Annotated in this window: 19 protein-coding genes and 2 pseudogenes; 6 read left to right on the top strand and 15 right to left on the bottom strand. The window is 37.0% G+C overall.

From position 1 onward, the window contains the following. Positions 1–88: 88 nt before the first annotated feature. From GQR47_RS05845 to GQR47_RS05835, 3 genes are all read left to right on the top strand, one after another. On the top strand, positions 89–748 hold the full coding sequence (locus GQR47_RS05845) for an MOSC domain-containing protein (protein WP_024596061.1): 660 nt from the start codon (positions 89–91) through the stop codon (positions 746–748). Between the two features lie 129 nt (positions 749–877). Then, positions 878–2332, top strand: a complete 1455-nt coding sequence (locus GQR47_RS05840; protein ID WP_024596060.1) for a HAMP domain-containing sensor histidine kinase — start codon at positions 878–880, stop codon at positions 2330–2332. Then, the gene (locus GQR47_RS05835; protein ID WP_024596059.1) at positions 2329–2778 is read left to right on the top strand and encodes a response regulator; all 450 of its coding nucleotides are present in this window, start codon (positions 2329–2331) and stop codon (positions 2776–2778) included. Before GQR47_RS05840 ends, GQR47_RS05835 begins: the two co-directional genes overlap by 4 nt. Before the next feature lie 146 nt (positions 2779–2924). Here GQR47_RS05835 and GQR47_RS05830 read toward each other — a convergent pair whose 3' ends face one another. From GQR47_RS05830 to nirB, 6 genes are all read right to left on the bottom strand, one after another. Continuing rightward, on the bottom strand, positions 2925–4649 hold the full coding sequence (locus tag GQR47_RS05830; protein WP_154903770.1) for a GGDEF domain-containing response regulator: 1725 nt from the start codon (positions 4647–4649) through the stop codon (positions 2925–2927). 58 nt (positions 4650–4707) lie between these two features. Continuing rightward, positions 4708–5901: an ATP-binding protein gene (locus GQR47_RS05825; protein ID WP_024594749.1), complete on the bottom strand. Its 1194-nt coding sequence runs from the start codon at positions 5899–5901 to the stop codon at positions 4708–4710. Between the two features lie 275 nt (positions 5902–6176). Further along, positions 6177–7439, bottom strand: coding sequence for a nitrate- and nitrite sensing domain-containing protein (locus tag GQR47_RS05820; RefSeq protein ID WP_024594748.1), 1263 nt, complete (start codon positions 7437–7439; stop codon positions 6177–6179). 274 nt (positions 7440–7713) lie between these two features. Next, a complete protein-coding gene (gene cobA, locus GQR47_RS05815) occupies positions 7714–8577 on the bottom strand; it encodes a uroporphyrinogen-III C-methyltransferase (protein WP_165723647.1) in 864 nt (287 codons plus the stop codon). Between the two features lie 9 nt (positions 8578–8586). Further along, positions 8587–8940, bottom strand: coding sequence for a nitrite reductase small subunit NirD (gene nirD, locus GQR47_RS05810; protein WP_165723646.1), 354 nt, complete (start codon positions 8938–8940; stop codon positions 8587–8589). Next, positions 8927–11500 carry a nitrite reductase large subunit NirB gene (nirB, locus tag GQR47_RS05805; RefSeq protein ID WP_165723645.1) on the bottom strand — a complete coding sequence of 858 codons (2574 nt, stop codon included), beginning with the start codon at positions 11498–11500 and terminating at the stop codon, positions 8927–8929. Before nirB ends, nirD begins: the two co-directional genes overlap by 14 nt. Before the next feature lie 394 nt (positions 11501–11894). Between nirB and GQR47_RS20465 the strand changes: the two genes are divergently transcribed. After that, positions 11895–12125, top strand: coding sequence for a hypothetical protein (locus tag GQR47_RS20465; RefSeq protein ID WP_165723644.1), 231 nt, complete (start codon positions 11895–11897; stop codon positions 12123–12125). Positions 12126–12159: 34 nt separating this feature from the next. Here GQR47_RS20465 and GQR47_RS05795 read toward each other — a convergent pair whose 3' ends face one another. The 3 genes from GQR47_RS05795 to GQR47_RS20460 all read right to left on the bottom strand — a co-directional run bounded on the left by GQR47_RS05795 (position 12160) and on the right by GQR47_RS20460 (position 15152). Next, on the bottom strand, positions 12160–13011 hold the full coding sequence (locus GQR47_RS05795; protein ID WP_024596346.1) for a universal stress protein: 852 nt from the start codon (positions 13009–13011) through the stop codon (positions 12160–12162). Between the two features lie 10 nt (positions 13012–13021). Beyond that, positions 13022–14512: a SulP family inorganic anion transporter gene (locus tag GQR47_RS05790; protein ID WP_154903773.1), complete on the bottom strand. Its 1491-nt coding sequence runs from the start codon at positions 14510–14512 to the stop codon at positions 13022–13024. A gap of 376 nt (positions 14513–14888) precedes the next feature. Next, positions 14889–15152, bottom strand: coding sequence for a hypothetical protein (locus GQR47_RS20460; protein WP_279167436.1), 264 nt, complete (start codon positions 15150–15152; stop codon positions 14889–14891). Between the two features lie 146 nt (positions 15153–15298). On the opposite strand from GQR47_RS20460, the gene GQR47_RS05780 reads away from it, so the two are divergent. Beyond that, the gene (locus GQR47_RS05780) at positions 15299–15754 is read left to right on the top strand and encodes a carbohydrate binding domain-containing protein (RefSeq protein WP_240915872.1); all 456 of its coding nucleotides are present in this window, start codon (positions 15299–15301) and stop codon (positions 15752–15754) included. Between the two features lie 184 nt (positions 15755–15938). Here GQR47_RS05780 and GQR47_RS05775 read toward each other — a convergent pair whose 3' ends face one another. Both GQR47_RS05775 and GQR47_RS05770 read right to left on the bottom strand, forming a co-directional pair. After that, positions 15939–16892 (bottom strand): MBL fold metallo-hydrolase, encoded by a 954-nt coding sequence (locus tag GQR47_RS05775; protein WP_024594959.1) that lies wholly within the window; start codon positions 16890–16892, stop codon positions 15939–15941. 278 nt (positions 16893–17170) lie between these two features. Then, complete coding sequence (locus GQR47_RS05770; RefSeq protein WP_240915869.1) at positions 17171–17503, bottom strand: DoxX family protein; 333 nt, start codon at positions 17501–17503, stop codon at positions 17171–17173. Between the two features lie 164 nt (positions 17504–17667). Here GQR47_RS05770 and GQR47_RS05765 point away from each other — a divergent pair, with 164 nt between their 5' ends. After that, the gene (locus GQR47_RS05765) at positions 17668–18555 is read left to right on the top strand and encodes a LysR family transcriptional regulator (protein ID WP_002962592.1); all 888 of its coding nucleotides are present in this window, start codon (positions 17668–17670) and stop codon (positions 18553–18555) included. Positions 18556–18582: 27 nt separating this feature from the next. On the opposite strand, the pseudogene GQR47_RS05760 reads toward GQR47_RS05765, so the two are convergent. The 4 genes and pseudogenes from GQR47_RS05760 to GQR47_RS05745 form a co-directional block, all read right to left on the bottom strand. Then, positions 18583–18735: pseudogene (locus GQR47_RS05760) on the bottom strand (transaldolase family protein); the annotation flags it as partial. A 36-nt stretch (positions 18736–18771) separates the two neighbouring features. After that, positions 18772–19782, bottom strand: a pseudogene (locus GQR47_RS05755) (xylose isomerase); the annotation flags it as partial. Between the two features lie 282 nt (positions 19783–20064). Continuing rightward, the gene (locus GQR47_RS05750) at positions 20065–21432 is read right to left on the bottom strand and encodes a TrkH family potassium uptake protein (RefSeq protein WP_165723643.1); all 1368 of its coding nucleotides are present in this window, start codon (positions 21430–21432) and stop codon (positions 20065–20067) included. Continuing rightward, positions 21429–22088 (bottom strand): TrkA family potassium uptake protein, encoded by a 660-nt coding sequence (locus GQR47_RS05745; RefSeq protein ID WP_024596486.1) that lies wholly within the window; start codon positions 22086–22088, stop codon positions 21429–21431. Before GQR47_RS05745 ends, GQR47_RS05750 begins: the two co-directional genes overlap by 4 nt. Positions 22089–22253: the final 165 nt, after the last annotated feature.

Here is a 22253-nt window from a genome sequence, read left to right as displayed (position 1 = left end):
TAAGCGGTCATTTTTTTGCTTAAATTTATTTATAATAATTTTAAAACCTGCATAATTAATCTTTACTTCCTCATCCGTTGGTATCGCAATGAAAATCATCTCGACTAATATCTCTAAAATTAAAACTCTTATTCATAATGGTAAAGAGGTGAAAACGGGAATATTCAAAACGCCAACTAACGAACCTGTTGTTATTGAAAAGCTAAATATTATAGGGGATGAGCAAGCTGATTTAGTTAATCACGGCGGGGTTGATAAAGCGGTTTACGCGTGTTCGCACAATCATTATGATTATTGGAAACAAACCCTCGAGAATGATGATTTGGCAGTAGGTGCCTTTGGCGAAAACTTCACGATTTCTGACCTTGATGAAGCGAATATACACATAGGTGACCATATTCGAATTGGTACTGCATTACTTGAAGTAAGCCAGCCTCGTGTGCCTTGTTTTAAATTAGCTATCGCCCTTAATAATAAAAACAGCCTTAAACTGTTTACGCAGCATTACTGCACTGGCGTGTATTTTAGGGTACTAGAGCAGGGCGTTGCAAAAACGGGTGATAGTGTTGTTATCGAGAAGAAAGCCTCGCACGACATATCAGTAAAAAAACTGTTCCAGGCTTTTTTTGATAAAAAATATCCAGATTATGAAAGTGTATTATTAGCAGCACTCGAATTGCCGGAGCTTGCTCTTGAGTGGCAAACTAAAATTAAAAAGAAGCTTTGTATTAAAAATGAACTAAGTTAAGCGTAAATTGTTATTTATAGAGGAGCTAGTAAAAAAGATAAAACCTGCTATACCTAATGTGATAAATACTATAATTATTATAGTGTTATTAATAAACTGTTGGGTTAGTAGCTAAAATAGGTGTCGTATATGAATATCTCCAGAAAACTGATGCTTATTGTGATTTTAACAGCTGCAGAGGTAAGTATTACTGTTTACTCAGCTTTTGAAATAGCTAAAGGGGCCAAGTTTCACCAACTTAATTTTCTTCACTTAAAATATACTCATCAACTTACTAAGTCAGTTAAAAAAATAGAAAATGATCTCCCCATAGATATAAATACCATTGAGTCAGATATATTGTTAATTAGGCAGCAACCAATTGACTGTATTGAAGAAATAAATCCATTAAATTATGCTGTTATGAAATTTATTAACACAGAGCAAACTTTAACAATTTGTGAAAAAGATATAGAAATTGCGGATAAAACACTACTGTCAGTTACTCAGTATGAAAAAGGTGAACTCAGTAGAGCTGATTTTTTACTAAACCTTAATGTTGCACTTGTCAGCTTTAACAAACACTCTGAGATGTTTGAAGAACCAATCAGAAAAACAGTATCGTTTATACTAATGACGTTAATTCCACTTGTTATCGTCATATCTTTTTTTAATATTATTTTTATAAGTTACCTTTCTCGTACTATATCCAGCTCTATTCGAAATCTTACCCTGCTCTTATCAAGTAAACCCGAAAGCAATATTAACCTAGATGATGAGCTTGATATAAAAACGTCGGGTGAATTAAAAGCACTCGTTATCGCGGCCAGGCAGCGGATTAAAAATGATCTTTTAAATATTGAAAACAGTATTGAACTCAAAGAGATTATAAATAGCCAAACAGCCTCCCTGCAGCAAGCAAATGACGAACTTGCACAGTTTGCTTATCGAGCTTCTCATGACCTGAAATCACCGTTGTCAGGGGCTAAATCCCTAGCGCATTTTGTTATTGAAGATATAAAAGCAGGAGATACTGAAGAGGCAAGTCGAAATGCATTGGTTATCTATCAACAAATGGAAAAGTTAGAGACACTTGTTGTTGATATTTTACTATTAGCTAAAGCTGAAATTGGTAGTGAAGATAGATATGTAATTGATTTTAATCAGTTGATTATTGATATGAAAGAGCGACTCACTTGGCTTATGAAAGACAACCCTTGTAAGCTCGAGACAACAATTAATCTATCAGTACCTATAAAGTCAGAAAAAGCGCGTTTTGCTCAAATTATTGAAAACTTAATTTCAAACGGGTTGAAGTATTACGACAGAAATAAAGACTCCCCTTATGTCCGCTGTAATATTTTTAATGAACAAGAGACGTTTTTTATTACTGTTACAGATAACGGAATGGGAATACCACAAAAGCATCAAGGTGAAGTGTTTGATATGTTTAAGCGATTTCATGCACAGACGAGTACGGGCTCTGGTTTAGGGATGGCGTTGGTTAAAAAACATATTGAGTACTTAAACGGTGAAATATCACTGCAAAGCTCTGATAAAGGCACAACATTTAAAATAGTAATACCATTGGATAAGCTAATATGACAAAAATTAAACCCCCTATATTAATTGTCGATGACAACGAAGTTGACCGGTATATTCTTAAAAGGCTAATAAAAGAAGCCAAGTTAGACCTTACAATTTTTGAAAAAAAAGATGGTCAAGAAGCATTAGAATTTTTAGAAAATTATGAATCTAATAGAATAAAGTACCCTGATGGATTTCCTCCAATTCTTATATTTTTAGACATTAATATGCCAAAAGTTAATGGCATTCAATTTTTAGAGAAGTTCTCTAAACTCAGAAAAATGATAGAGATAAGCTCGTGTGTAGTTATGATGTTTAGCTCATCTGAAAGAGAAGAAGAAAAAAAGATTATAATGTCACACGACTTTGTAAAAGGTTACCTTGTAAAAGGAAGTTTTCAGGCAGCAGAGTTAAAAGAAAAAGTCATGGCTGTTATTGGTCAGCATTTAGATAAATACAGCTGATGTGCATGTATTTTAAGTTTTAACCTATTAGGCTGTGCCAATTGAAGAGCCTTTAGTTTGAGTATGTGGCTCAAACCAAAGGTTTTTAGCTTAAAGTTATATAGGTGTCTGATTTAAGCTTCAATTTTACAGAGGCTCAAAATAACCTATTTATTTAAGGATGATTTTTTACAATAGTCATCGAGTATCAAGTTAATCTCGTTTGCAGGCATAGGTTTTGAAAATAGAAAACCTTGCAAGTAGTCTATGTTTAGTTTTTTACATAGCTGATGTTGGGCTTTCGTTTCGATTCCTTCAGCTACCACAAAAAAATCTAATTTTTTTAGCATTAAAGATAAACTCTCGATTATTTTTAATCGCTTATTATTTTCTCCATCCAACGACTGCATGCTTTTGTCTAATTTTACTATATCAATAGGGTAAGATATTAGATGAGATATGGATGAGTACCCCATACCAAAATCGTCCAAAGCAATCCTAAATCCCTTGTTAGACAAAGAAGTTAATATCTCAATCACTTCTTTACTATTTTCCATAAAAGCTGTTTCTGTTATTTCAAGAATAATACTGTTGGTTTTTAAGTTGTATGTTTTGACTGTCTCTAATAAATAGCTCTCTAAAATCTCTTTTTGTAGCTGAATAGGTGAAATATTGATAGATAGTGTTAAGGGAGTTTCATAGCTTTGCTGCCATAAAGATAACTGCTCTAAAGCGCTCGCAATTATCCATTTTCCAAGAGGGGCTATTAATCGGCACTCTTCAGCAATAGGAATAAATTCATCAGGAGTATAATGAATGGTTGTATCTGGCCAACGGATAAGGGCTTCGACACCTGTCATTATTTGTGTTTTTGAACAATAAACAGGTTGATAAAATAGCCTAAAGTTTTTTTCCTCTATATGCTCTTTTATACTATTTTGAATATCCACTCGGCGACTAAATTCGTACTGATATTGCTCTTTGTAAAAGCTAATTCTACTTTTACCACTTTGCTTTGAGCGATACATTGCAATGTCAGCACATTTTAGCAGTTCATGAGATTCAGTCGCATCGTTTGGGTATAAAGCACTTCCTATACTAACACTGCAATTTAAAGTTCTACCTTCATGCAAAAAGGGTTTAGACACTTCAGCTAGTATTCTATTTGCTATCATACCTATTTGATTAATATTGCAAATTCCACCTATTATAACTGCAAATTCATCACCACCTAATCGAGCAAATCCTTCATTTTGTCTCAGGCAACTATGAATTCTTTCTACTGTTTGTATTAAAATTTCGTCGCCGACACTATGGCCAAGCGTATCATTAATATTTTTAAAGTTATCTAAATCTAAAGCAAGTAACGCCACGCAGTTTTTAGCACGTTTATTGTTAGCTATCATTACTTTTAGTATTTCTTCAAAATGATATCGATTAGACAAACCAGTAAGCTGATCCCGTTCTGCCATATGCTTTACAGCAAGATAACTGTTGTGCATACGTTGTTCTGCCTCGAAGCGTTTTTTGGCATATATAAGTGCTTTATTTAAACTGCTTCCTGTTATATCTCCTTTAGGTAAAAAATCTTGAGCACCGGCTTCTATACACTCAATTGCCAAGGTTGAATTTTCTGAAGAGCTGATCATGATAATTGCGGTATTACCGAGTTTAGGTTTTTTGCGCATTTCAATTAGCATTTCAATACCGTCTTCTTTGGGCATATTATAATCGAGTAAAATTATGTCAAAGTGGTTGTTTTCAATTACTTTTAACCCTTCGCAAACGCATGTTACTTCAGTGATGTTATGAAGTTGAGAGCCATCAGAAATAAGCATTTTTTTAATTAATTTGCGATCAACTAAGTCATCATCAACAATTAAAATATTCATACGTTCCTTCTAAGAGCAGCATCAACATGATGCTCGTTTATAATTGATAATTTCATAGTTAAAATTTTGGCCAATAAATAGTGAATGTACTGCCAAGCTTTCCACCGGAGGCTACTTCAATTTTTCCCCTGTAATTAATAATGAGCTTATTGGCAATGCAGAGTCCAATGCCGCTACCTTCAACGTCATCTCGAGATTGTAATGTTTGAAATAACTTAAATATGAGTGAAAAATATTTAGGGTCAATTCCAGGGCCATTATCTTTTATTTCAATAATGTAATATTGATTAGAGGGGATAAGTGAAATGTCGATAACCGAGTGCTCTTTATTGTTATGTTTTATTGCATTACTAATAAGATTTTGAAAAACAGTTTTAAAAGGGATCAGTGGTATATCGAGTACTTCGTTATTGGCATGTATATCAACAGTGACAGCTTGTGGAACTTCTAAAATTTTTTCTATATCTTGGTAAAGACTTTCTAAAGATATGTTTGCACGAGTTGAATCACAGCTATTTATTCTCGAGTAGCTTAGTAAATCTTCTAGGAGTACTTGCATTCTATTAGCTCTGCTGAGCACAAGCTGAAAATTTTCTAGGTGCTCTTGAGGGAGTAAATCTTTGCAATCATCATAAACCCATTCTAATAAACGTTTTATAGCATTTAATGGTGACTTGAGATCGTGTGAAGCAATACTGGTAAATTCATCAAGTTCATCGCTCATTTTTTGTAATTTTTTAATTAAGCGATCTTTTTCAGTTTCGTCTTTTTTGTTTTGCTCGCAAATTGTTGAATTATACTTAGCACTGTTTATTTTATCTAATAAGTTTTTACGTTGGACTAACTGATTTACAAAGTTTTTTTGTAAACTATTTAAAATTGATTTTTCTTTTTCTGTAAGTAGTGAATCACTTGCTCGCTCGAATATCAACCATCCAAACTTAAGGTTTGAGGGCAATATAATAGGCGATATAACTCTAAATATTTTAAGGTCATGCTCAATAATCGATTCATTAAAAATATCATCAGCTAGTTGCTCTTCAGCTACTGCTATTTCTGAACCTGATTTATATAGCTCAACGACACCTGAAGGCTGATTAGCAACAATAGAAAATGAGCTCGCATCAAAAATGTTTAAAATTAGCTCAGCAATGTTTTTTATGTTTGTTTGAATGTCATTATCAAGAGAAGTTGTTAATTGCTGCTCATCTATTAATGATACACCTTCTATATAACTCTCTACATTGGGCATTCAAACTCCTACAACAGTATTAAATATGCCTCATTAAAATGAGATGCAACAAATGATTAACTTATTGTAGTTGATTATTTTGAATGCGTTGAATAATTTGCATTATAAATAGACTTCAAATTAGGGTTTTACCTTATTATAGTCAGCAGGTTATGAATCAATTTTAAAATAAGGCAAAACTCAATATGGGTGTGAAATTTGTAACTTAATAAATAACTATTATTTAGGGTAGTGGTATTACTAAAGATCAACATGCCCAAGTAAAAACAGCATATTTAATCGCTCATTTGTACAATTGTTTGCGCTACGCTAAATAAGGTTTTATGCGTATCCATTGCTTGTTTTTGTAGCTGTTTATGGGCTTGCTCTTCGGTGAGCTTTAACTGCTCAATAAGTATGTACTTGGCTTGGTGAATTACCTTTTGCTCACTAATAACTTTTTTAGCGTCAAGTAACGCTTGGTTTATTTGTTTTATATGCTGGCTTTGCTCGATAATTAAATCATACATAGTTTTATTACTGTTGAGCTTATCGGCCGCTATATTTTGGTTTACTTCTGGCTCTGGTTGCTTAATGGCTAATTGGCCAAAAGTAGGGGCTATGTGTTGCTCTGCCATATTGTTAAGTACTTGCTTATTTGTATTTAAACTACGTTGAGCAAAGGCTATTTGCATTGCTGCGGTATCAATTAATTGATCTGCTATATTTTGTTCAATTTTGTGCATTATATCTATGCGCGTAGTGGTTACTTCGTACCATACTTCGCTTAGTTGCGAGAGCGGTTGAGCATTCTCGTCATCGAGTTTTTGCAGTAAACTTCTAAGTTGCTCTACCTGATTATTAACCTGATGTGTTGTTAGTGTGGCAAAGCATTTTAAAAGGTGCGCATCGGCGTACTCATTAAAAAAGTCAAAGCTGTGGTTTTGCTCTTGTTCAAAATGCGCGAGTTGTTGTTTTTGCTCAGTGGTAAATTTACTCGCTGCAAATGCTTGTGCACCACAGGCGCGCTCTTGTCCTGCGTACTCTTTACCTTGCATAAAATTGAAAAATGCGACTAACAAACGCGTTATTTTAGGATCGCTTGCGCCATCTGCTGCCTCTAAAATAATATTGAGTAAACTAGCAATTAACTGAGTGAATGACTGCGTAGCATGCACTGCACTAATGTTTTGTTGTGCTATTTGATTGCGTAGTTCGGGCAATGCGTCAAGTGTTTGCAGGCTATAGGTAATTAAATTAAATAACCGAGTATGACCAGTATCGGCGTTGTCGTTTATAAATGTTTGTTTAAGAGAATCATAAAATGCAGTTTGTGCGCTGCTGCTTAAAGGGATTTGTTCTTGTAATTGGGTTTTAAATCGCTCGCGATTTGAGGCCAAAAAGATATTACTCATTGCACGTTCTTTTTGTAACTGATGTACAAAATCGCCTAACTTAGTAAGCGAGGCACAACTGTTTTGTAATTGCTTTAGCGCGTGTATTTCTTGATACTTAGCCGCTAATAAAAACTGTTTTGTGAGAGGGTTGCTTGTCGCCATTGGTATTATTCCACACTTTTTTGTTTTTAAAGTGCAACCACTGTTCCAATCATTAATAAATTTCATCATTGAATTTAAAATCAAGCTAATACAATTGCTTAAAGTATTATTTTTATTTGTCACTGTGTTTCTATAATTTAACTTGCCATTACTTTTAACTTATTTGGTGCATTTAAGTATGTTATTGCACACAACTTGAACCCAAATTAAAAACAAAAAAAGCGCCTACTCCTGGGGAGGTAGTAAGCGCGAAAAGTGCATTATTCATTTTACGTCATGCGTTAACATTTACACTGTTTAGTAACTCAGGACTAATAGCCATTTTATGATTTATTACTTCACCAATCATAATTAGGGTAGGGCCTTGAAGGTTGTGTTTAGCATGCTCATTTACTATTTTCTCAAGCGTACTGGTAATTACTTTTTGCTTAGTACTAGTGGCATTCTCTATTAGTGCGATGGGTGTATTACTTGGCCAGCCCACTGATTGCAAACCGCAGCTTAGCGTTTGTAAGCGCGAAAGCCCCATATAAACCACTAAAGTGGGGTTGTTGTTTGCAGGCATAAACGCGTAATTTTGCCAATGAGGTTGCTTGTTAGGATCGGCAAACTGCGCTGTTAAAAATGTAACACTACGCGCTACATCGCGTGCAGTGAGCGGAATACCCGTATAAGCGGACGTAGCACAAGCCGTTGTCACACCCGGAACAATAGCAAAATTAATATTATGCTCACTAAGCGCATCGGCTTCTTCGTTAATACGTGCAAATATACTCGGATCGCCGCCTTTTAAACGCACTACGTTTAAGCCTTGTTGTGCGTATTTAACCAGTAGTTCGCAAATGTTAGCTTGGGTCATCGAATGTTTACCCGCACGTTTACCTACAAATACTCGCTGTGCTTTTTTAGGAAGCGTTTTTAATAAATCATCGCTTACTAACCAATCGTATAAAACAACATCGGCGGTATTAATTAAACGCTGCGCTTTTACTGTAATTAGCTCTGCGTCTCCTGGGCCCGCACCAATTATATAAACGTTGCCGCTTTTGACGCTGCGACTATTTGAGCTCGTTAACTTAGCAACAAGCTTATTTAGCCACACGTTTTCAATACCCGAAAAATAAGACAATACACTCATACTATTCCCCTAAGCCACAGCTGTTGTAACTTTTGGTTCAGAGCTTATAAATACACTTCCACCTTCAATTTTTGCATTAAAAACCGGTAAGTGTATTGCTTCTGCTTCTAAACATTCGCCTGTTTCTAGGCAAAAGTGTTGCTTATATAAAGGCGATGCGACAACTAATTTATTGTCGATTGAGCCAATAATACCACGTGATAATACATTAGCTTTGCCAATTGGGTCGTAGTTACTAATAGCAAACACAGCCGTTGGATTTTGTGGAATGTAAAAAATAGCCACTTGCTGATTATTAACTAATGCACATACGCCGCTATTAGCCACTAGGTTGTCGATTGTTCCAATATTATGCCAAGACATCAGCTTGCTCCTCTTCAACTTCAATTACTGGAATACGGTTTTGTGTATTACGTTGCTCACGTTTTTCGGCTTCTGTAGCAGGGCGAATTTGGTTACGCTCTTGCACAAATAGAATGTTGTCGTCGGTTTCGGGGCTATTAACAAACTGGCGGAATCGTTTGGCAGCATCTGGATTTTCAATTGCTTTTTTCCACTCACACGCATAGGTTTGTGTAATTAATTCCATTTGCGCTTCTAACTCGTCGCAAATACCTAAGCTGTCGTCAATAACTACGCTTTTAAGGTAGTCTAAACCGCCTTCAAGATTTTCCATCCATACCGATGTACGCTGTAATTTGTCAGCCGTTTTAATGTAAAACATAATTACACGGTCAATGTATTTAATCAGTGTTGGTGTGTCTAAATCGGTCGCAAATAAATCAGCATGGCGAGGGCGCATACCGCCATTACCACACACGTATAAGTTCCAGCCGTTTTCGGTGGCTATAATGCCAATATCTTTACTTTGTGCTTCGGCGCATTCGCGGGTACAACCCGATACCGCCATTTTAAATTTATGCGGTGCACGTAACCCTTTGTAGCGGTTTTCAATTTCAATTGCGTGTCCAACGCTGTCTTGCACACCATAACGACACCACGTAATACCCACACACGATTTAACGGTTCTGAGTGACTTACCATAGGCATGACCGGTCTCAAATCCGGCTTCTATAAGTCGCTCCCAAATAACAGGAAGCTCTTCTAAGCGCGCACCAAATAAATCAATACGTTGACCGCCAGTTACTTTGCAGTACAGGTTAAAGTCTTTGGCTACTTGTCCAATTACAATGAGTTTGTCGGGCGTTATTTCGCCACCCGCAATACGCGGTACCACAGAGTACGAGCCATCTTTTTGCATGTTTGCTAGGTACGTATCGTTAGTGTCTTGTAAGCCAACATGAGCGGGTTCTAAAATGAAGTCGTTCCATGTTGAGGCTAAAATAGAGCCAATGGCAGGTTTACATATTTCACAGCCATGACCGCTACCCTGTTTAGTTAGTAAGTCATCAAAGCTTTTAATGCTTTCTACTTTTACCATGTGCAGTAGTTCTTGGCGTGAATACGCAAAGTGCTCACATACATGGTTGTTTACTTCAACTCCACGACTTGCTAATTCGTTATCAACAACTGATTTTAATAATGCCGCACAACCACCACAGCCGCTTGCTGCTTTAGTACATGATTTTACCGAGGCTAAATCGCATGAGCCGCCATCAATTGCACCTACAATGTCGCCTTTACTCACATTGTGACACGAACAAATAGTGGCGGTGTCGGGTAGGGCACTGCCCGATAACGACGGCGCGCCGCCGCTGTCTGGTAAAATTAAACACTCAGGGTTTTCTGGTAAGTCCATGTCGTTAAGCATGTACTGTAATAAAGTATCGTAATCGCTGGTATCGCCAACAAGTACAGCGCCCAGTAATTTATCGCCTTTTTCACTTAGTATGATTTTTTTATAACAGCCGCGAATAGCATCTTGATATATAAGTTCTTTACAGTCTGGCGTTTTTGCATGAGCGTCGCCAATTGAGCCTACTTCTACGCCTAACAACTTAAGTTTAGTACTCATATCAGCACCTAAAAACTCAAGCTCGCCACCACTTAACTGGCTCGCTGCAACGCGCGCCATGTTGTAACCTGGTGCAACTAAACCAAATAGTTTTTTGTCCCACAGGGCACATTCACCAATGGCTAAAATATCAGGATCTGACGTTTGGCATTGGTTATTAATAATAATACCGCCGCGTTCACCAAGCTCTAAATCAGCAATTTTCCCTAGCTGATCATACGGGCGAATACCGGCAGAGAATAAAATTAGGTCTGTTTCTAAAAATGTTTCGTCCGAAAAATTTAATCTAAAGCGTCTGGTTTCGCCTTTTACTATTTCGCTGGTTGCCTTTGATGTATGTACCGTTACGCCAAGTTTTTCTATTTTATTTTTTAGTAGCGTACCGCCTTGCCCATCAAGTTGAACAGCCATAAGCTGCGGTGCAAACTCAACTACGTGGGTATCAAGCCCCAGTTGCTTAATGGCATTTGCAGCTTCAAGCCCCAACAAACCACCGCCAATAACAACACCGCTTTTACTTACAGAGGCACTGGCTTTTATTTGTTCTAAATCTTCTAATGTGCGATACACCAAACAATGAGGTTGGTCGTTACCTTTTATAGGCGGCACAAACGGAAACGAACCTGTCGCGAGTATCAGTTTGTCGTATGGGTATTGCTCACCGGTTAATGTGGTCACTATTTTTGCTGTTCTATCAATGCCTTCAACCCACTGGCTGGTATGCACATTAATATTAAGCTGTTTGTAGTTGTCGTGAGTGGTAAGTGCTAAATCGGCGGCTGTTTTGCCATCAAATACACTTGATAAGTACACGCGATCGTATGCAAGATTTGCTTCTCCGCAAAGTACAGTAATGTCTGCGTTGGCATCGCTTTGGCGCATTTGCTCAACAAAGTGGTGTCCGACCATACCATTACCAATAATGAGTATTTTTTGCGAGGTTTGCATAGGGCATTCCTTAAAGTGACGGTTTAAATACAATTAACAAAAAAGCCCGCCACAAATACGCATTATGCATAACTGTGTGCGGGCTTCTTTGCCGATGGTTGCTAATAGCTATTGTGCTAACAACCTAAATTTTTGCCGTAAGTAAAACGGGCTTGTTAATAGAATGTTTGCAAAAATACAGCCAGTTTTTTAAGTTATTGTTTAAATAGTATTAAATGTGTTTTTAGAGTGAGGATAAAACCTGTTTTGTTATATGTTGGTGCGCGCCTGGCACTAAGAGGGTGCAAGTATTGTCATTGTATTGTGCATTATCAGTCAATAAAACACCCATTATCATTCATTGTGTATTGCGTTAAATTTAACCCATGAAATATGCACACGAATTACGAGCAAAATGACTAACACAAACTCAATAGATGCTTCCCCTTTTCATGAAGGCGAGCTGGCAATACAAGACAAACTCGGTAAACGAAAAATAATGGCAACATTTAGCAAACGTGGCGTGCGCTCATTTATGCCAGAGCAGCATAGAAAGTTTGTGGCTCAAAAGGTTACGTCGTTTATTCAGTTTTTATTTGAAAAGTTTGAAGCTAAGCCAAAAACAAAAAAGCCTAAAATCAGTTAAGTGATTTTAGGCTTTTTGGTGCAGGTTATTAAATTTATTTTAAAATAACCACAGGCACATCGCTGTTCTCGAGCATTTTAATGGTGTTACTGCCCACAAAAAACTGCCTTAGTTTAGAGTGCCCAAATGCACCCATTACAATTAGTTCTACATTATTTTGTTCTTTATATTGCATTAACGAGTCAAAAATATTGCCCTCTAAAAAGCTTGCCGACACTTCAAAGTCCATACTGATAAGCTTGTGCTGTGCGTTAACAAATTTTTCTTCAAGGTCTTTTTCGTTATTTTTAATACTCACTAAATGACAATGCAAACCATGTAACAAGCCGCCATCAATCACTTGTTGTAGCGCTTTGTCGGCTGTTTCGCGGCCGTCGTACGCAATCATAAATGATTTAGGCTGTTTAAATGTTTCAGGAATAAGCAAAATAGGTTGTGTTGCATTGCGCACTAAGGTTTCTATATGTGAGCCCAGCACCGCGAAGCTATTACTATGTCCAGCACCATTTTGGCCAATAACAATAAGGCGTGTATCGTCTTTTAAGTCTATAACGGTATCGAGCAAATCACCGTGGCGCTTAATTAGTTCAAAATTAGTAACACCTGCCGATTTAGCATGCTCACTTACTGAATTTAATAATTCGTCAGCCATTTTTAAACTTACTTTGCAGCGTTGTTCGTCAAGCTTAGTCATTTCATCAAGAAGTGTTGACTGTGCACCAAGCCCAATACTACCAGAGTAGTCGCCGATATTAGTTTGCTGCGTTTTTTCAATTGTATGCACAAAGCTAATTGGTTTATTTAGCTTTTTTGAAGCCCAAATAGCAGCATCGGTTACATTTTTAGTAATGGCTGAGCCATCTACATAGGTAATTATTTTAGTCATTGCATTCTCCTTAATGTCCGCCAAGTAGTTTTTCGACTTCTTCAGGGTTGTTATGCACACCAAATTTATCAATTACAGTTTCGGTTGCGCTATTCATACCAATAATACTAACCGTTGCGCCTTCACGCCTAAATTTAATAACCACCTTGTCGAGTGACGATACACCAGTTATATCCCAAAAATGTGCATGGGTTAAATCAATTACCACGTTAGAAACCGCATTTTTAAAATCGAACGATGCAATAAATTGCTCAGCTGAGGCAAAAAATACTTGGCCAACGACTTCATAGGTTATTTTATCGTTGCTTTCATCATGCTTGGTTTTAACCACCATAAAGCGACCAATTTTATTGGCAAAAAACAACGTAGCTAACAACACACCAACTAAAACGCCAATGGCTAGGTTATGCGTGGCAACAACCACAATAACGGTGGAAATCATCACTACATTTGATGAAAGCGGGTTCTTTTTTAAATCCTTAACAGATGTCCACGAAAACGTACCAATCGATACCATAATCATTACCGCAACTAAGGCTGCCATAGGAATTAACTGCAGCCATTCATCTAAAAACACCACCATGATGATTAAAAATGAGCCTGCAATAAAGGTAGAAAGCCTGCCGCGACCACCCGATTTAACATTAATAATTGATTGCCCAATCATAGCGCAACCCGCCATACCACCAAATAAGCCTGCGCCAATATTAGCAATACCTTGGCCCTTACATTCTTTATTACGATCGCTCGTTGTATCAGTTAAGTCATCAACAATAGTGGCGGTCATCATTGACTCAAGTAAGCCCACAACAGCAAGACCAATTGAATACGGTAAAACAATTTGCAGTGTTTCGAGTGTTAGGGGGACATCGGGCCATAAGAATATAGGTAGAGTGTCTGGTAGTTCGCCCATGTCGCCAACGGTTCTTATATCAAGACCCAAAAATATTGAAACCAGTGTAATAACAACAATACACACTAAAGGAGAGGGAAATATTTTGCCAATAGTTGGAATATACGGAAATAAGTAAATAATACCTAAGCCCGCTGCGGTCATCGCATAAACATGCCAAGTAACATTAGTCAGCTCAGGTAACTGCGCCATAAATATTAAAATCGCCAGCGCATTTACAAACCCTGTTACAACAGAGCGCGATACAAAGCGCATTAATTCACCGAGCTTTAAAAAGCCTGCAAATATTTGTAGTACACCAGTGAGTAAGGTAGCAACCAGTAAGTATTCCAAACCATGGTCTTTAACCAGCGTTACCATTAACAGTGCCATTGCACCGGTAGCCGCCGATATCATGCCAGGACGTCCGCCTACAAAGGCAATAATAACCGCAATACAAAATGAGGCGTATAAACCTACTTTTGGATCAACACCGGCAATAATAGAAAAGGCAATCGCTTCAGGTATTAGGGCAAGCGCCACAACAATACCAGCAAGCACATCGCCACGAACATTAGAGAGCCAATCTCTTTTTACGTGATCAAACATGTAATAAACCTAATTAGTTAGTTTCCCAAAGTATAGGGGAGTATTTTATTTAAATAACAGTGATTCTCGCGCAGGCGGCGATTAAGGTTGCACGTAACGTGCTGATGAAAAAGGGGAGTGGTTGCCTAGGGCGGCGTAAGTTTCAAGAAAAAAGCTCCTTTTGATTAGTTTATATTAATAATGCGGACGAATTATAAGCATCACATATATATTAGCAATATGTTATTTGGCCTTAAAGACCAAACATTAATTTAATTATGCATTTGCTTATTTAAAACTCAAATGTAAAACCAAACTCTCTTAGTTTTTCGTATACGTTTATATCAAAACGGTACAAAGTAGCAGCTCGGTGAGCTACGTTGGTTTGTTTTGCTTTTCAGTTTATTAGTAAGTTCATTTTTTGGAACTTACGTCTAAAGTTAGGCTTATCGAGTGATTTATTCAAAATCGACTCGTAAATTCCTTGTAGCTCAAGCAAGGTAAACTTTTCAGGGAGCAGGCTAAAACCAATCGGCTCGTGCCTTACTTTATAGCGTAAGTAATCTAAGCCACTTTTTAAAATGTCGGCGTGCTCAAACATTAAAGGGGGAACGTTATTTAAATCAAACCATTCACATTCTAAAGCATTGTCGCCGCTCACAAGATTGGTTTCTTCAAAGCGTACGAGCGAATAGTAAACAATAGTTATAATACGTCTAGCAGGGTAGCGGTCAACGTTACCAAACGCACCTAACTGATCTAAATAAAGGTTTTCAACACCGGTCGTACTTTTAACAACACGCAGAGCTGCTAACTAATGGTGACTTTGAAGCTGGGCTTGATTCATGGCAATCACGAGGCAGTGCTACTATTTCACTTGAAACAACCCAAGCTCACAGTGGTAATAATAGCGCTTTAGTACAAGGGCGAACTGAAACGTGGAATGGGTTACAAAAAGATGTAAAAGGCTTATTTACAGCAGGTAAAACCTATAATGTATCTGCGTGGGTTAAGTTATCTGACGATAGCACCGCGGTATCGCCAGGAATTAAACTTACACTGCAAATTGAGCATGCGAGCACTGAATACCTCGAGCTAACCACTGTTACAAACGTAGTTGCAGGCGATTGGGTAAAGCTTTCGGGCACTTATACCCATTCAATAACAACCGAGGAAAGTGCGGCTTTACTTTATGTGGAGTCAAACGAACTGACTGCTGATTTTCATGCAGACGACGTATCGGTCATTTTGGTAGAACAATAAACCAAACTAAAAGTAATTAACCCCACATTTGATAGTCTGTATTTTTATACAGACTATCAAATGTGGGGTTTCATAAAAAGAAGTGCACTATGCTTTTATATTAGTAATGAGTAACGCTTTAAAGCGACATATACCGTCATTATAAATACATTAGCACGATAACGCCGGTGCGTGAAAAGCTATATTAGTTTGACTCAAATGACGAAAGTTTCTTTTGAACGTTATTTCGCAATACATCGTCTATGTACTCATTAAATGCCTTATTACCGGTTATCACGGGGTTTCGTTGATCAGATTTACGATTTTTTAATGTATTAATTTGATTAATTAGATCATGTGAAAACGGGTGGTTTGAGATACTTCCATCAACATCGTTTTTGTTTGCAATTTTTTGAAAATAATTTAAAGAGTGCAAATAAGTTTGATTTGCTTCTTTAGTATCCGGTAAACCGGTACCTCCCCAAAGTGCAACTGTATGAGGTATGCCATTATCTGTAACAGGTATTATCAAAGACAACCCACCAGGCGTATGTCCTGGTGTAGCAAGTACAGTTAAATTAGTTTTACCTAAACTTATTTTTTCGCCATCGATAACTTGGGTGTAAGTGCTAGGTAATGGTATTTCGGTAGAAAAGTTACCGAAAGGATCAGTTAATACAGGTGCATTTGGATTATGGATGTAGTCCCACTCATTTTTTCTCATTAAAATTTTAGCGCCATAATGTGATTCAAAGTAGTGAGCGCCGCCATAATGGTCGCTGTGGCCGTGAGTAACTATTACGTATTTAATATCTTCAGGATTTAAGCCTAACTCTTTTAGTCCAGGAACAATCACATGTTTGGCATCGTGCGGAGTCCACATGGTATCGATTAAAATAATGCCCTCAGTTGTAGTGATAACAAAAGTGCCTACGCTGATATATCCTACAAAATAAAGGTTATCAAATAGCTGAGTGGGTTCAACAACAGTGGTATTGAACAAATCACTAGAGGTTAGCGAGGAAGGTAATTTATTTAATCTAGTACTTATTTTATCTTCACTCAATTTTGTAATATTACCGTTATTTGATGTTGTGCAGCCGCTCAGTAAGTAAGTTATTACTGTAATCGAGAAAATGCCTAAAAATGTTTTTTTCATATTTTACACCTTAGTTAATTAGGCATATTAAAAGCCCAAGTAATAAACTTTAGTACGCCGTTTATTTAATTATTAAATACAGGGTATGAACTCAAAATTAAAATTTAATGGATAAAACAACCTTAGCCTTTGTTTGTTTAGAGATCGAGTTTGTTATCTTTATTCTAAATGAGAGATGCGAAAGCATTAGTCATTTTGTAAATGAGGGTTTGAATAACGATAGAAGCGAATATATCGTTATTCATTGTATTTAAAATAGCTCTAGGTTACTTACTATCCTAGGCGTTTATATCATTGACTCGGTTAATTATGATATTAATTAAAAAAGCACATAAAATAACGGCAGGTATTGCATTGGCAACACTGTCGTAAACTACATGAAAAAATGTTGCACCAGCCATAATAACTAACAAACCACTTGCAGCTATAATGCTTAGTTTTTTTATCCAAATAGCAACAGCACCTGCAAGTTCACTTGCACCAATAAAATAGCCAAACCAAGCAGGTAAACCCATGAGTGCAAAAGATAAGTGCATTTGCTCAACTCCTGCTAGTTTTGCAGAGCCTGCAGCTATAAAGGCAAGTGTTGTTAATCCTAGTGATGTATACATAAAAATTCTTTTTACTTTTGTGCTCATGTTATTCCCAGCTTTAATAAGAGTGATTTAAGCAGATGCTTAGCTTTTGACGTTAGAATAATCACAGTTCTTATTAATTAATATTGAATGTTTTTTTATAAGATATAAACTTTAGCTTTACATGTTTGGCGTAAATTATGAAATTAGAACAGCTTAGTATGTTTGTTACTGTTGCTCAGGTTGGATCATTGAGTGAAGCAAGTGCTCTTTTACACAAAACTCAACCAGCTATAAGTCAAGGTATTAAGCAACTAGAAAATACCCTTAACTTTGCCTTATTTAGTCGTAATGGTTATCGGTTAGAGCTTACCAGTGCAGGAAAAACTATGTTTCATAAGGCTATGAAATTGCTAGATGATGCAGCACAACTTAAACAAGTTGCACACCACATAGCACAGGGAAACGAGGTAAGTATAACGATTGCAATTGAAGCATCATTTAATTTAAAAGGTATTTTACCATTACTAAAAAATATGCAAAATCAGTTCCCTGAAACTCAAATAATAATCAGGCAAGAGTACATAACAGGTGCAATTGAAGCCTTACTTGATGGCGGTGCCGATCTGTGTATAACACCAACAATGGAATTTTCTGCACAAGAAGAGAAAATTGAAAAGCATTTGTTAAATAGCGGCTCATTAATCAATGTAGCTTCCCCTTTGTTGTTAAAGCGAAATCCAAACCTTAGGCAAGCCACTGATTTGTTGAACGAATACCAAATAATTGTGCAGGACTCAGGCACTGGTTCAAAAAACATAGAGTGGGGTGTACAGCAAGGTCAGCGACGATGGTATGTAAATGACTTTCCAACTAAAAAAATGCTTATCGAAAGTGCAATGGGTTGGGGCAAATTACCAGGTTATTTAGCTGATGAAGGTATTGCAAATAATACTCTGAAAATGCTGTCACTTAGTGATGTGCAAAATATAACGCCTCTAAAATATTACATTATTAAGAAAAGGGGAGAAGTGTTGGGACCTGTAGGTGAGGCCGTGTGGGAGCAATTTAAAAACTATCAGATATAACAATCTTATATATGTGAAAAACTTATTTAAGTGTTTATATTGAGGTAATTTTGCAGCTTGTAAAATTAACGAAGGATTGGTTGTTGCATCAACCGGTTGTAGGGCTTTGATTGACTCTACATCGCCACTGTCGGCAACGACCGTGGTTACTTTTTTGAGTTGTTCTAACAAGTTCATAATGATGTACGCCTCGGCTTTAAAACCGAGGAGATGTCCTTATACGTAGCGGTTAACAATATTCTCAAGCAGCTCTTGTCGGCCAGAAACTTGCTTAGGATAGATGTCGTTTTCGTGTACTAACGCAGCAAGGCTCTCAAGTGATTGTTCACCTTTTAAAATGCTTTGGCCTAGGTCTTCTTTCCAACCTGCGTAACGTTTTTCTACAAAGTCAGAAAGCTCGCCGCCTTCAATCATTGCTGCTGCATTGAGTAATGCTTTTGCCATCGTATCCATACAACCAATGTGACCGATGAATAAATCATCGCGTTCACACGATTGACGACGAAGTTTAGTATCAAAGTTAAAGCCACCGGTTGTAAAACCGCCATTCTTTAAAATTTCGTAAACGACAAGTGTGCACTCAGCTACATCGTTAGGGAATTGATCTGTATCCCATCCGTTTTGCATATCACCACGGTTAGCATCAATACTACCCATAATACCTTTAGCGCAAGCAACGGCAATTTCGTGGTGGAAGCTATGACCTGCAAGTGTTGCGTGGTTTGCTTCAATGTTTACTTTAATTTCGTCTTGTAAGCCGTGCTTGTGTAAAAAGCCTGCAACCGATGCTGTATCGTAATTGTACTGGTGCTTAGTTGGCTCTTGTGGTTTTGGCTCAATTAATAATGTGCCTTTAAAACCAATTTTTTTCTTGTGTTCTACAACCATTTTCAAAAAGCGTGCGTACTGCTCGCTTTCTTGCGCAAGGTCTGTATTTAGTAGTGTGTCGTAACCTTCACGACCACCCCAAAGTACGTAGTTTTCGCCGCCTAAACGATGCGTAATTTCCATTGCATGTTTAACTTGCGCTGCTGCATATGCATACGTATTAGGATTTGTTGCATCACCGGCACAAAAACGTTTGTTTGAGAACAAGTTAGCAGTACCCCACAGTGGCTTTACACCAGTGCGCTGCATTTCTTTTTAGATAATGTTAGCTATGTGCGTTACGTAATCGAGGCTTTCTTGTAGTGTTTTGCCTTCAGGGGCAATATCAACATCATGAAAAATATTTGTATTTAAGTTTTTACACGAAACCAAAGGCAAAGAGCTTGAACAAATGAAAGGGTAAATATTACCCCTTTAATAAGCGCCAAAACTATTGTAATGGTTTGGCGCTTATTTTATTTATTTTCATACCTATAATGAAAAAGAGTGCTTATATTCATTTTTATTTTCCTATAAAAGACTCCTAATAGATAAAGTTATATTTAGGAGTCATTAATTTTCTATCTTGCACCGCAATAATACCTTACATAAATTATGCTGGCTAAGTGGTCTTAATAATAGTTACCCTATTTGTATGGTTGTTTTAGCAAATTTAAGAGGTTGTAATTTAGGTTTTGCAAAACAATAAGCAAATGTCAGTGGGCCTACTCTGCCAATCAGCATAAGTAAAATAATTATTAGTTGGCTTGGCATACTTAAATTACTAGTAAAATCACGAGATAGCCCTACAGTGCTTAATGCCGAAATTACTTCAAAAGTAATATCTAAAAGAGACGTTTTCTCGATTTTACTCATAATCATGATGCTTAAAAAAGCCGTAAATAAGTATAAAATTACAACGCTTAGTGCTTTTATCACAAGTTTGTCGCTTAGCTCTCTGTTAAGTACGGTTACCTGTGGTTTTTGGCGTAAATAGCTATACATAGCAAGTAGTAAAATAACAAAAGTTCCAATTTTAATACCGCTTGCTGTACTTACCGAACCACCACCTATTACCATTAATAACAATGTAAGTAATGTTGAGTCGGAAGTTAGCTGGCTAATAGGTAAAGTATTAAAGCCTGCAGTACGCGGTGTTACAGCTTGAAACCAGGCTGCAATTACTTGCTCGTTAAAAGGTAGGTTGGCCAGTGTGGCTGGATTTGAATATTCAAATAAAAAAATAAGCAAAAATGCACAGCAATTAATTACAGCACTTGCAATTAATACAATACGTGTATTGATTGCTAATTTATGCCAGCGACGTTGTTGATATATATCTATTAAAACGGTAAACCCCAAACCACCGATTATAAATAATGCACTGATAATAAGATTAACAGATATATCACTTTTAAAAGCCATTAAGCTATTACTGTCTAGCGCAAACCCGGCATTGTTAAAAGCCGAAATAGTATAAAATAGACTTTGGTAGGCGCTACCCGCAATACCATAGTCATCTACCCAGCTAATAAAAAGTAAGCAAAATGCTATAGTTTGAATTATTAGCGAGTAAGTTATTACACATTTAGCTACATGGATCACTCCATTTAAATCGCTTGTATCGAATGCTTGGCTTGCAAGTAGACGTTGTTTTAAGCCTAAATTTTTACCAATACTTAAAAACGAAATAACGGCTACGGTCATAAAGCCGATTCCTCCAATTTGAATAAGTACCATAACAACACATTGCCCAAATGTGGTTAGCGCAGTACCTGTATCAATAACAACTAAGCCTGTAACTGTAACCGCAGAGGATGCAGTAAAAAAAGCTTGAATAAAGCTAAGCGATTCAACACTTGCAAAAGGTAATAGTAATAAGCAAGTGCCGAAAATAATGAGTGTAAAAAAACCAGCAGTTAAAATTAAAGGGGGATTAACAGGCCTTTTGAAATTATTTAAACGGCGATTAAATTGCTTTGGAAGTACGTTTGCTTGCCAGTTGATCATAAGGCTTTAAACCGTTTGGTAAGTTTTGTTAAATAATGCTTGGAGCCTAGTAATACAAGGCTATCACCATGGCGTAACTCGGTGTCGAGTGTTAGGTCTGTATTAAAATTATCATCTCGGCGTAAGGTGAGCGGTTTTATATCTGAGTTACGCTCTTTTAAAAGCCAGCCAATATTGCGCCCTGATAAATGTAAATCTATGGCAAGCTCAACAATAAATGTAGATTGTGTAAGTGCAAAGTATTGGTTAACCATAGGGTAGTTAAGTGCATGTGCTACTCTGATCCCCATTTCTTCCTCGGGGTGAATAATACGAGATACGCCAAGTTTACTTAAAATTTGATGGTGACTTTTAGAGCACGCCTTAACCCATATTTGTTTAACACCAAGGTTTTTTAAATGCAGCACGCATAAAATACTCGCTTCTATGTTTTCACCAATTGCAACTAATACAGCTTGGCAGCTGGTTAAGTCGAGTCGAGCAAGCTGTGTTTCATCACTGGCATCTAAAATGACAGTGTAATTTAACTGATTAGCAAACGTGTTAATGGTGCTTTCGCTTATATCGGCTGCGCAAACGTGATGCCCCTGATTAGCAAGCTCAAGCGAGGCGGTAACACCAAAACTACCTAATCCAATTACTGCAAACTGTGCCATGTGCGTTCCTATTTAAAAAATACTACATAGCAAAGACTATGGAATTTTAAAAAAGAGTCACCCCATATCAATTAAGCTTTATAAACATTTAACACTACAGCCAAAAATCTTTATAAAAACTTTATACACAACGTATTAAAAAGCAGTAACCTATAAAAAGAGAAT

The organism is Pseudoalteromonas sp. Z1A2, assembly GCF_011378755.1.
Lineage (GTDB): Bacteria > Pseudomonadota > Gammaproteobacteria > Enterobacterales > Alteromonadaceae > Pseudoalteromonas > Pseudoalteromonas distincta.
This window is presented reverse-complemented; position numbering and strand designations above follow the sequence as displayed.

What these genes read in the sequence shown, in the direction of transcription:
- GQR47_RS05770 (WP_240915869.1), bottom strand. Translation starts at nt 17,503, where the DNA reads ATGTATACATCACTAGGATTAACAACACTTGCCTTTATAGCTGCAGGC.
- GQR47_RS05840 (WP_024596060.1), top strand. Translation starts at nt 878, where the DNA reads ATGAATATCTCCAGAAAACTGATGCTTATTGTGATTTTAACAGCTGCA.
- nirB (WP_165723645.1), bottom strand. Translation starts at nt 11,500, where the DNA reads ATGCAAACCTCGCAAAAAATACTCATTATTGGTAATGGTATGGTCGGA.
- GQR47_RS05820 (WP_024594748.1), bottom strand. Translation starts at nt 7,439, where the DNA reads ATGGCGACAAGCAACCCTCTCACAAAACAGTTTTTATTAGCGGCTAAG.
- GQR47_RS05825 (WP_024594749.1), bottom strand. Translation starts at nt 5,901, where the DNA reads ATGCCCAATGTAGAGAGTTATATAGAAGGTGTATCATTAATAGATGAG.
- GQR47_RS05790 (WP_154903773.1), bottom strand. Translation starts at nt 14,512, where the DNA reads ATGTTTGATCACGTAAAAAGAGATTGGCTCTCTAATGTTCGTGGCGAT.
- GQR47_RS05750 (WP_165723643.1), bottom strand. Translation starts at nt 21,432, where the DNA reads ATGATCAACTGGCAAGCAAACGTACTTCCAAAGCAATTTAATCGCCGT.
- GQR47_RS20465 (WP_165723644.1), top strand. Translation starts at nt 11,895, where the DNA reads ATGACTAACACAAACTCAATAGATGCTTCCCCTTTTCATGAAGGCGAG.
- GQR47_RS05775 (WP_024594959.1), bottom strand. Translation starts at nt 16,892, where the DNA reads ATGAAAAAAACATTTTTAGGCATTTTCTCGATTACAGTAATAACTTAC.
- GQR47_RS05795 (WP_024596346.1), bottom strand. Translation starts at nt 13,011, where the DNA reads ATGACTAAAATAATTACCTATGTAGATGGCTCAGCCATTACTAAAAAT.
- GQR47_RS05830 (WP_154903770.1), bottom strand. Translation starts at nt 4,649, where the DNA reads ATGAATATTTTAATTGTTGATGATGACTTAGTTGATCGCAAATTAATT.
- cobA (WP_165723647.1), bottom strand. Translation starts at nt 8,577, where the DNA reads ATGAGTGTATTGTCTTATTTTTCGGGTATTGAAAACGTGTGGCTAAAT.
- GQR47_RS05745 (WP_024596486.1), bottom strand. Translation starts at nt 22,088, where the DNA reads ATGGCACAGTTTGCAGTAATTGGATTAGGTAGTTTTGGTGTTACCGCC.
- GQR47_RS05845 (WP_024596061.1), top strand. Translation starts at nt 89, where the DNA reads ATGAAAATCATCTCGACTAATATCTCTAAAATTAAAACTCTTATTCAT.
- nirD (WP_165723646.1), bottom strand. Translation starts at nt 8,940, where the DNA reads ATGTCTTGGCATAATATTGGAACAATCGACAACCTAGTGGCTAATAGC.
- GQR47_RS05835 (WP_024596059.1), top strand. Translation starts at nt 2,329, where the DNA reads ATGACAAAAATTAAACCCCCTATATTAATTGTCGATGACAACGAAGTT.
- GQR47_RS05765 (WP_002962592.1), top strand. Translation starts at nt 17,668, where the DNA reads ATGAAATTAGAACAGCTTAGTATGTTTGTTACTGTTGCTCAGGTTGGA.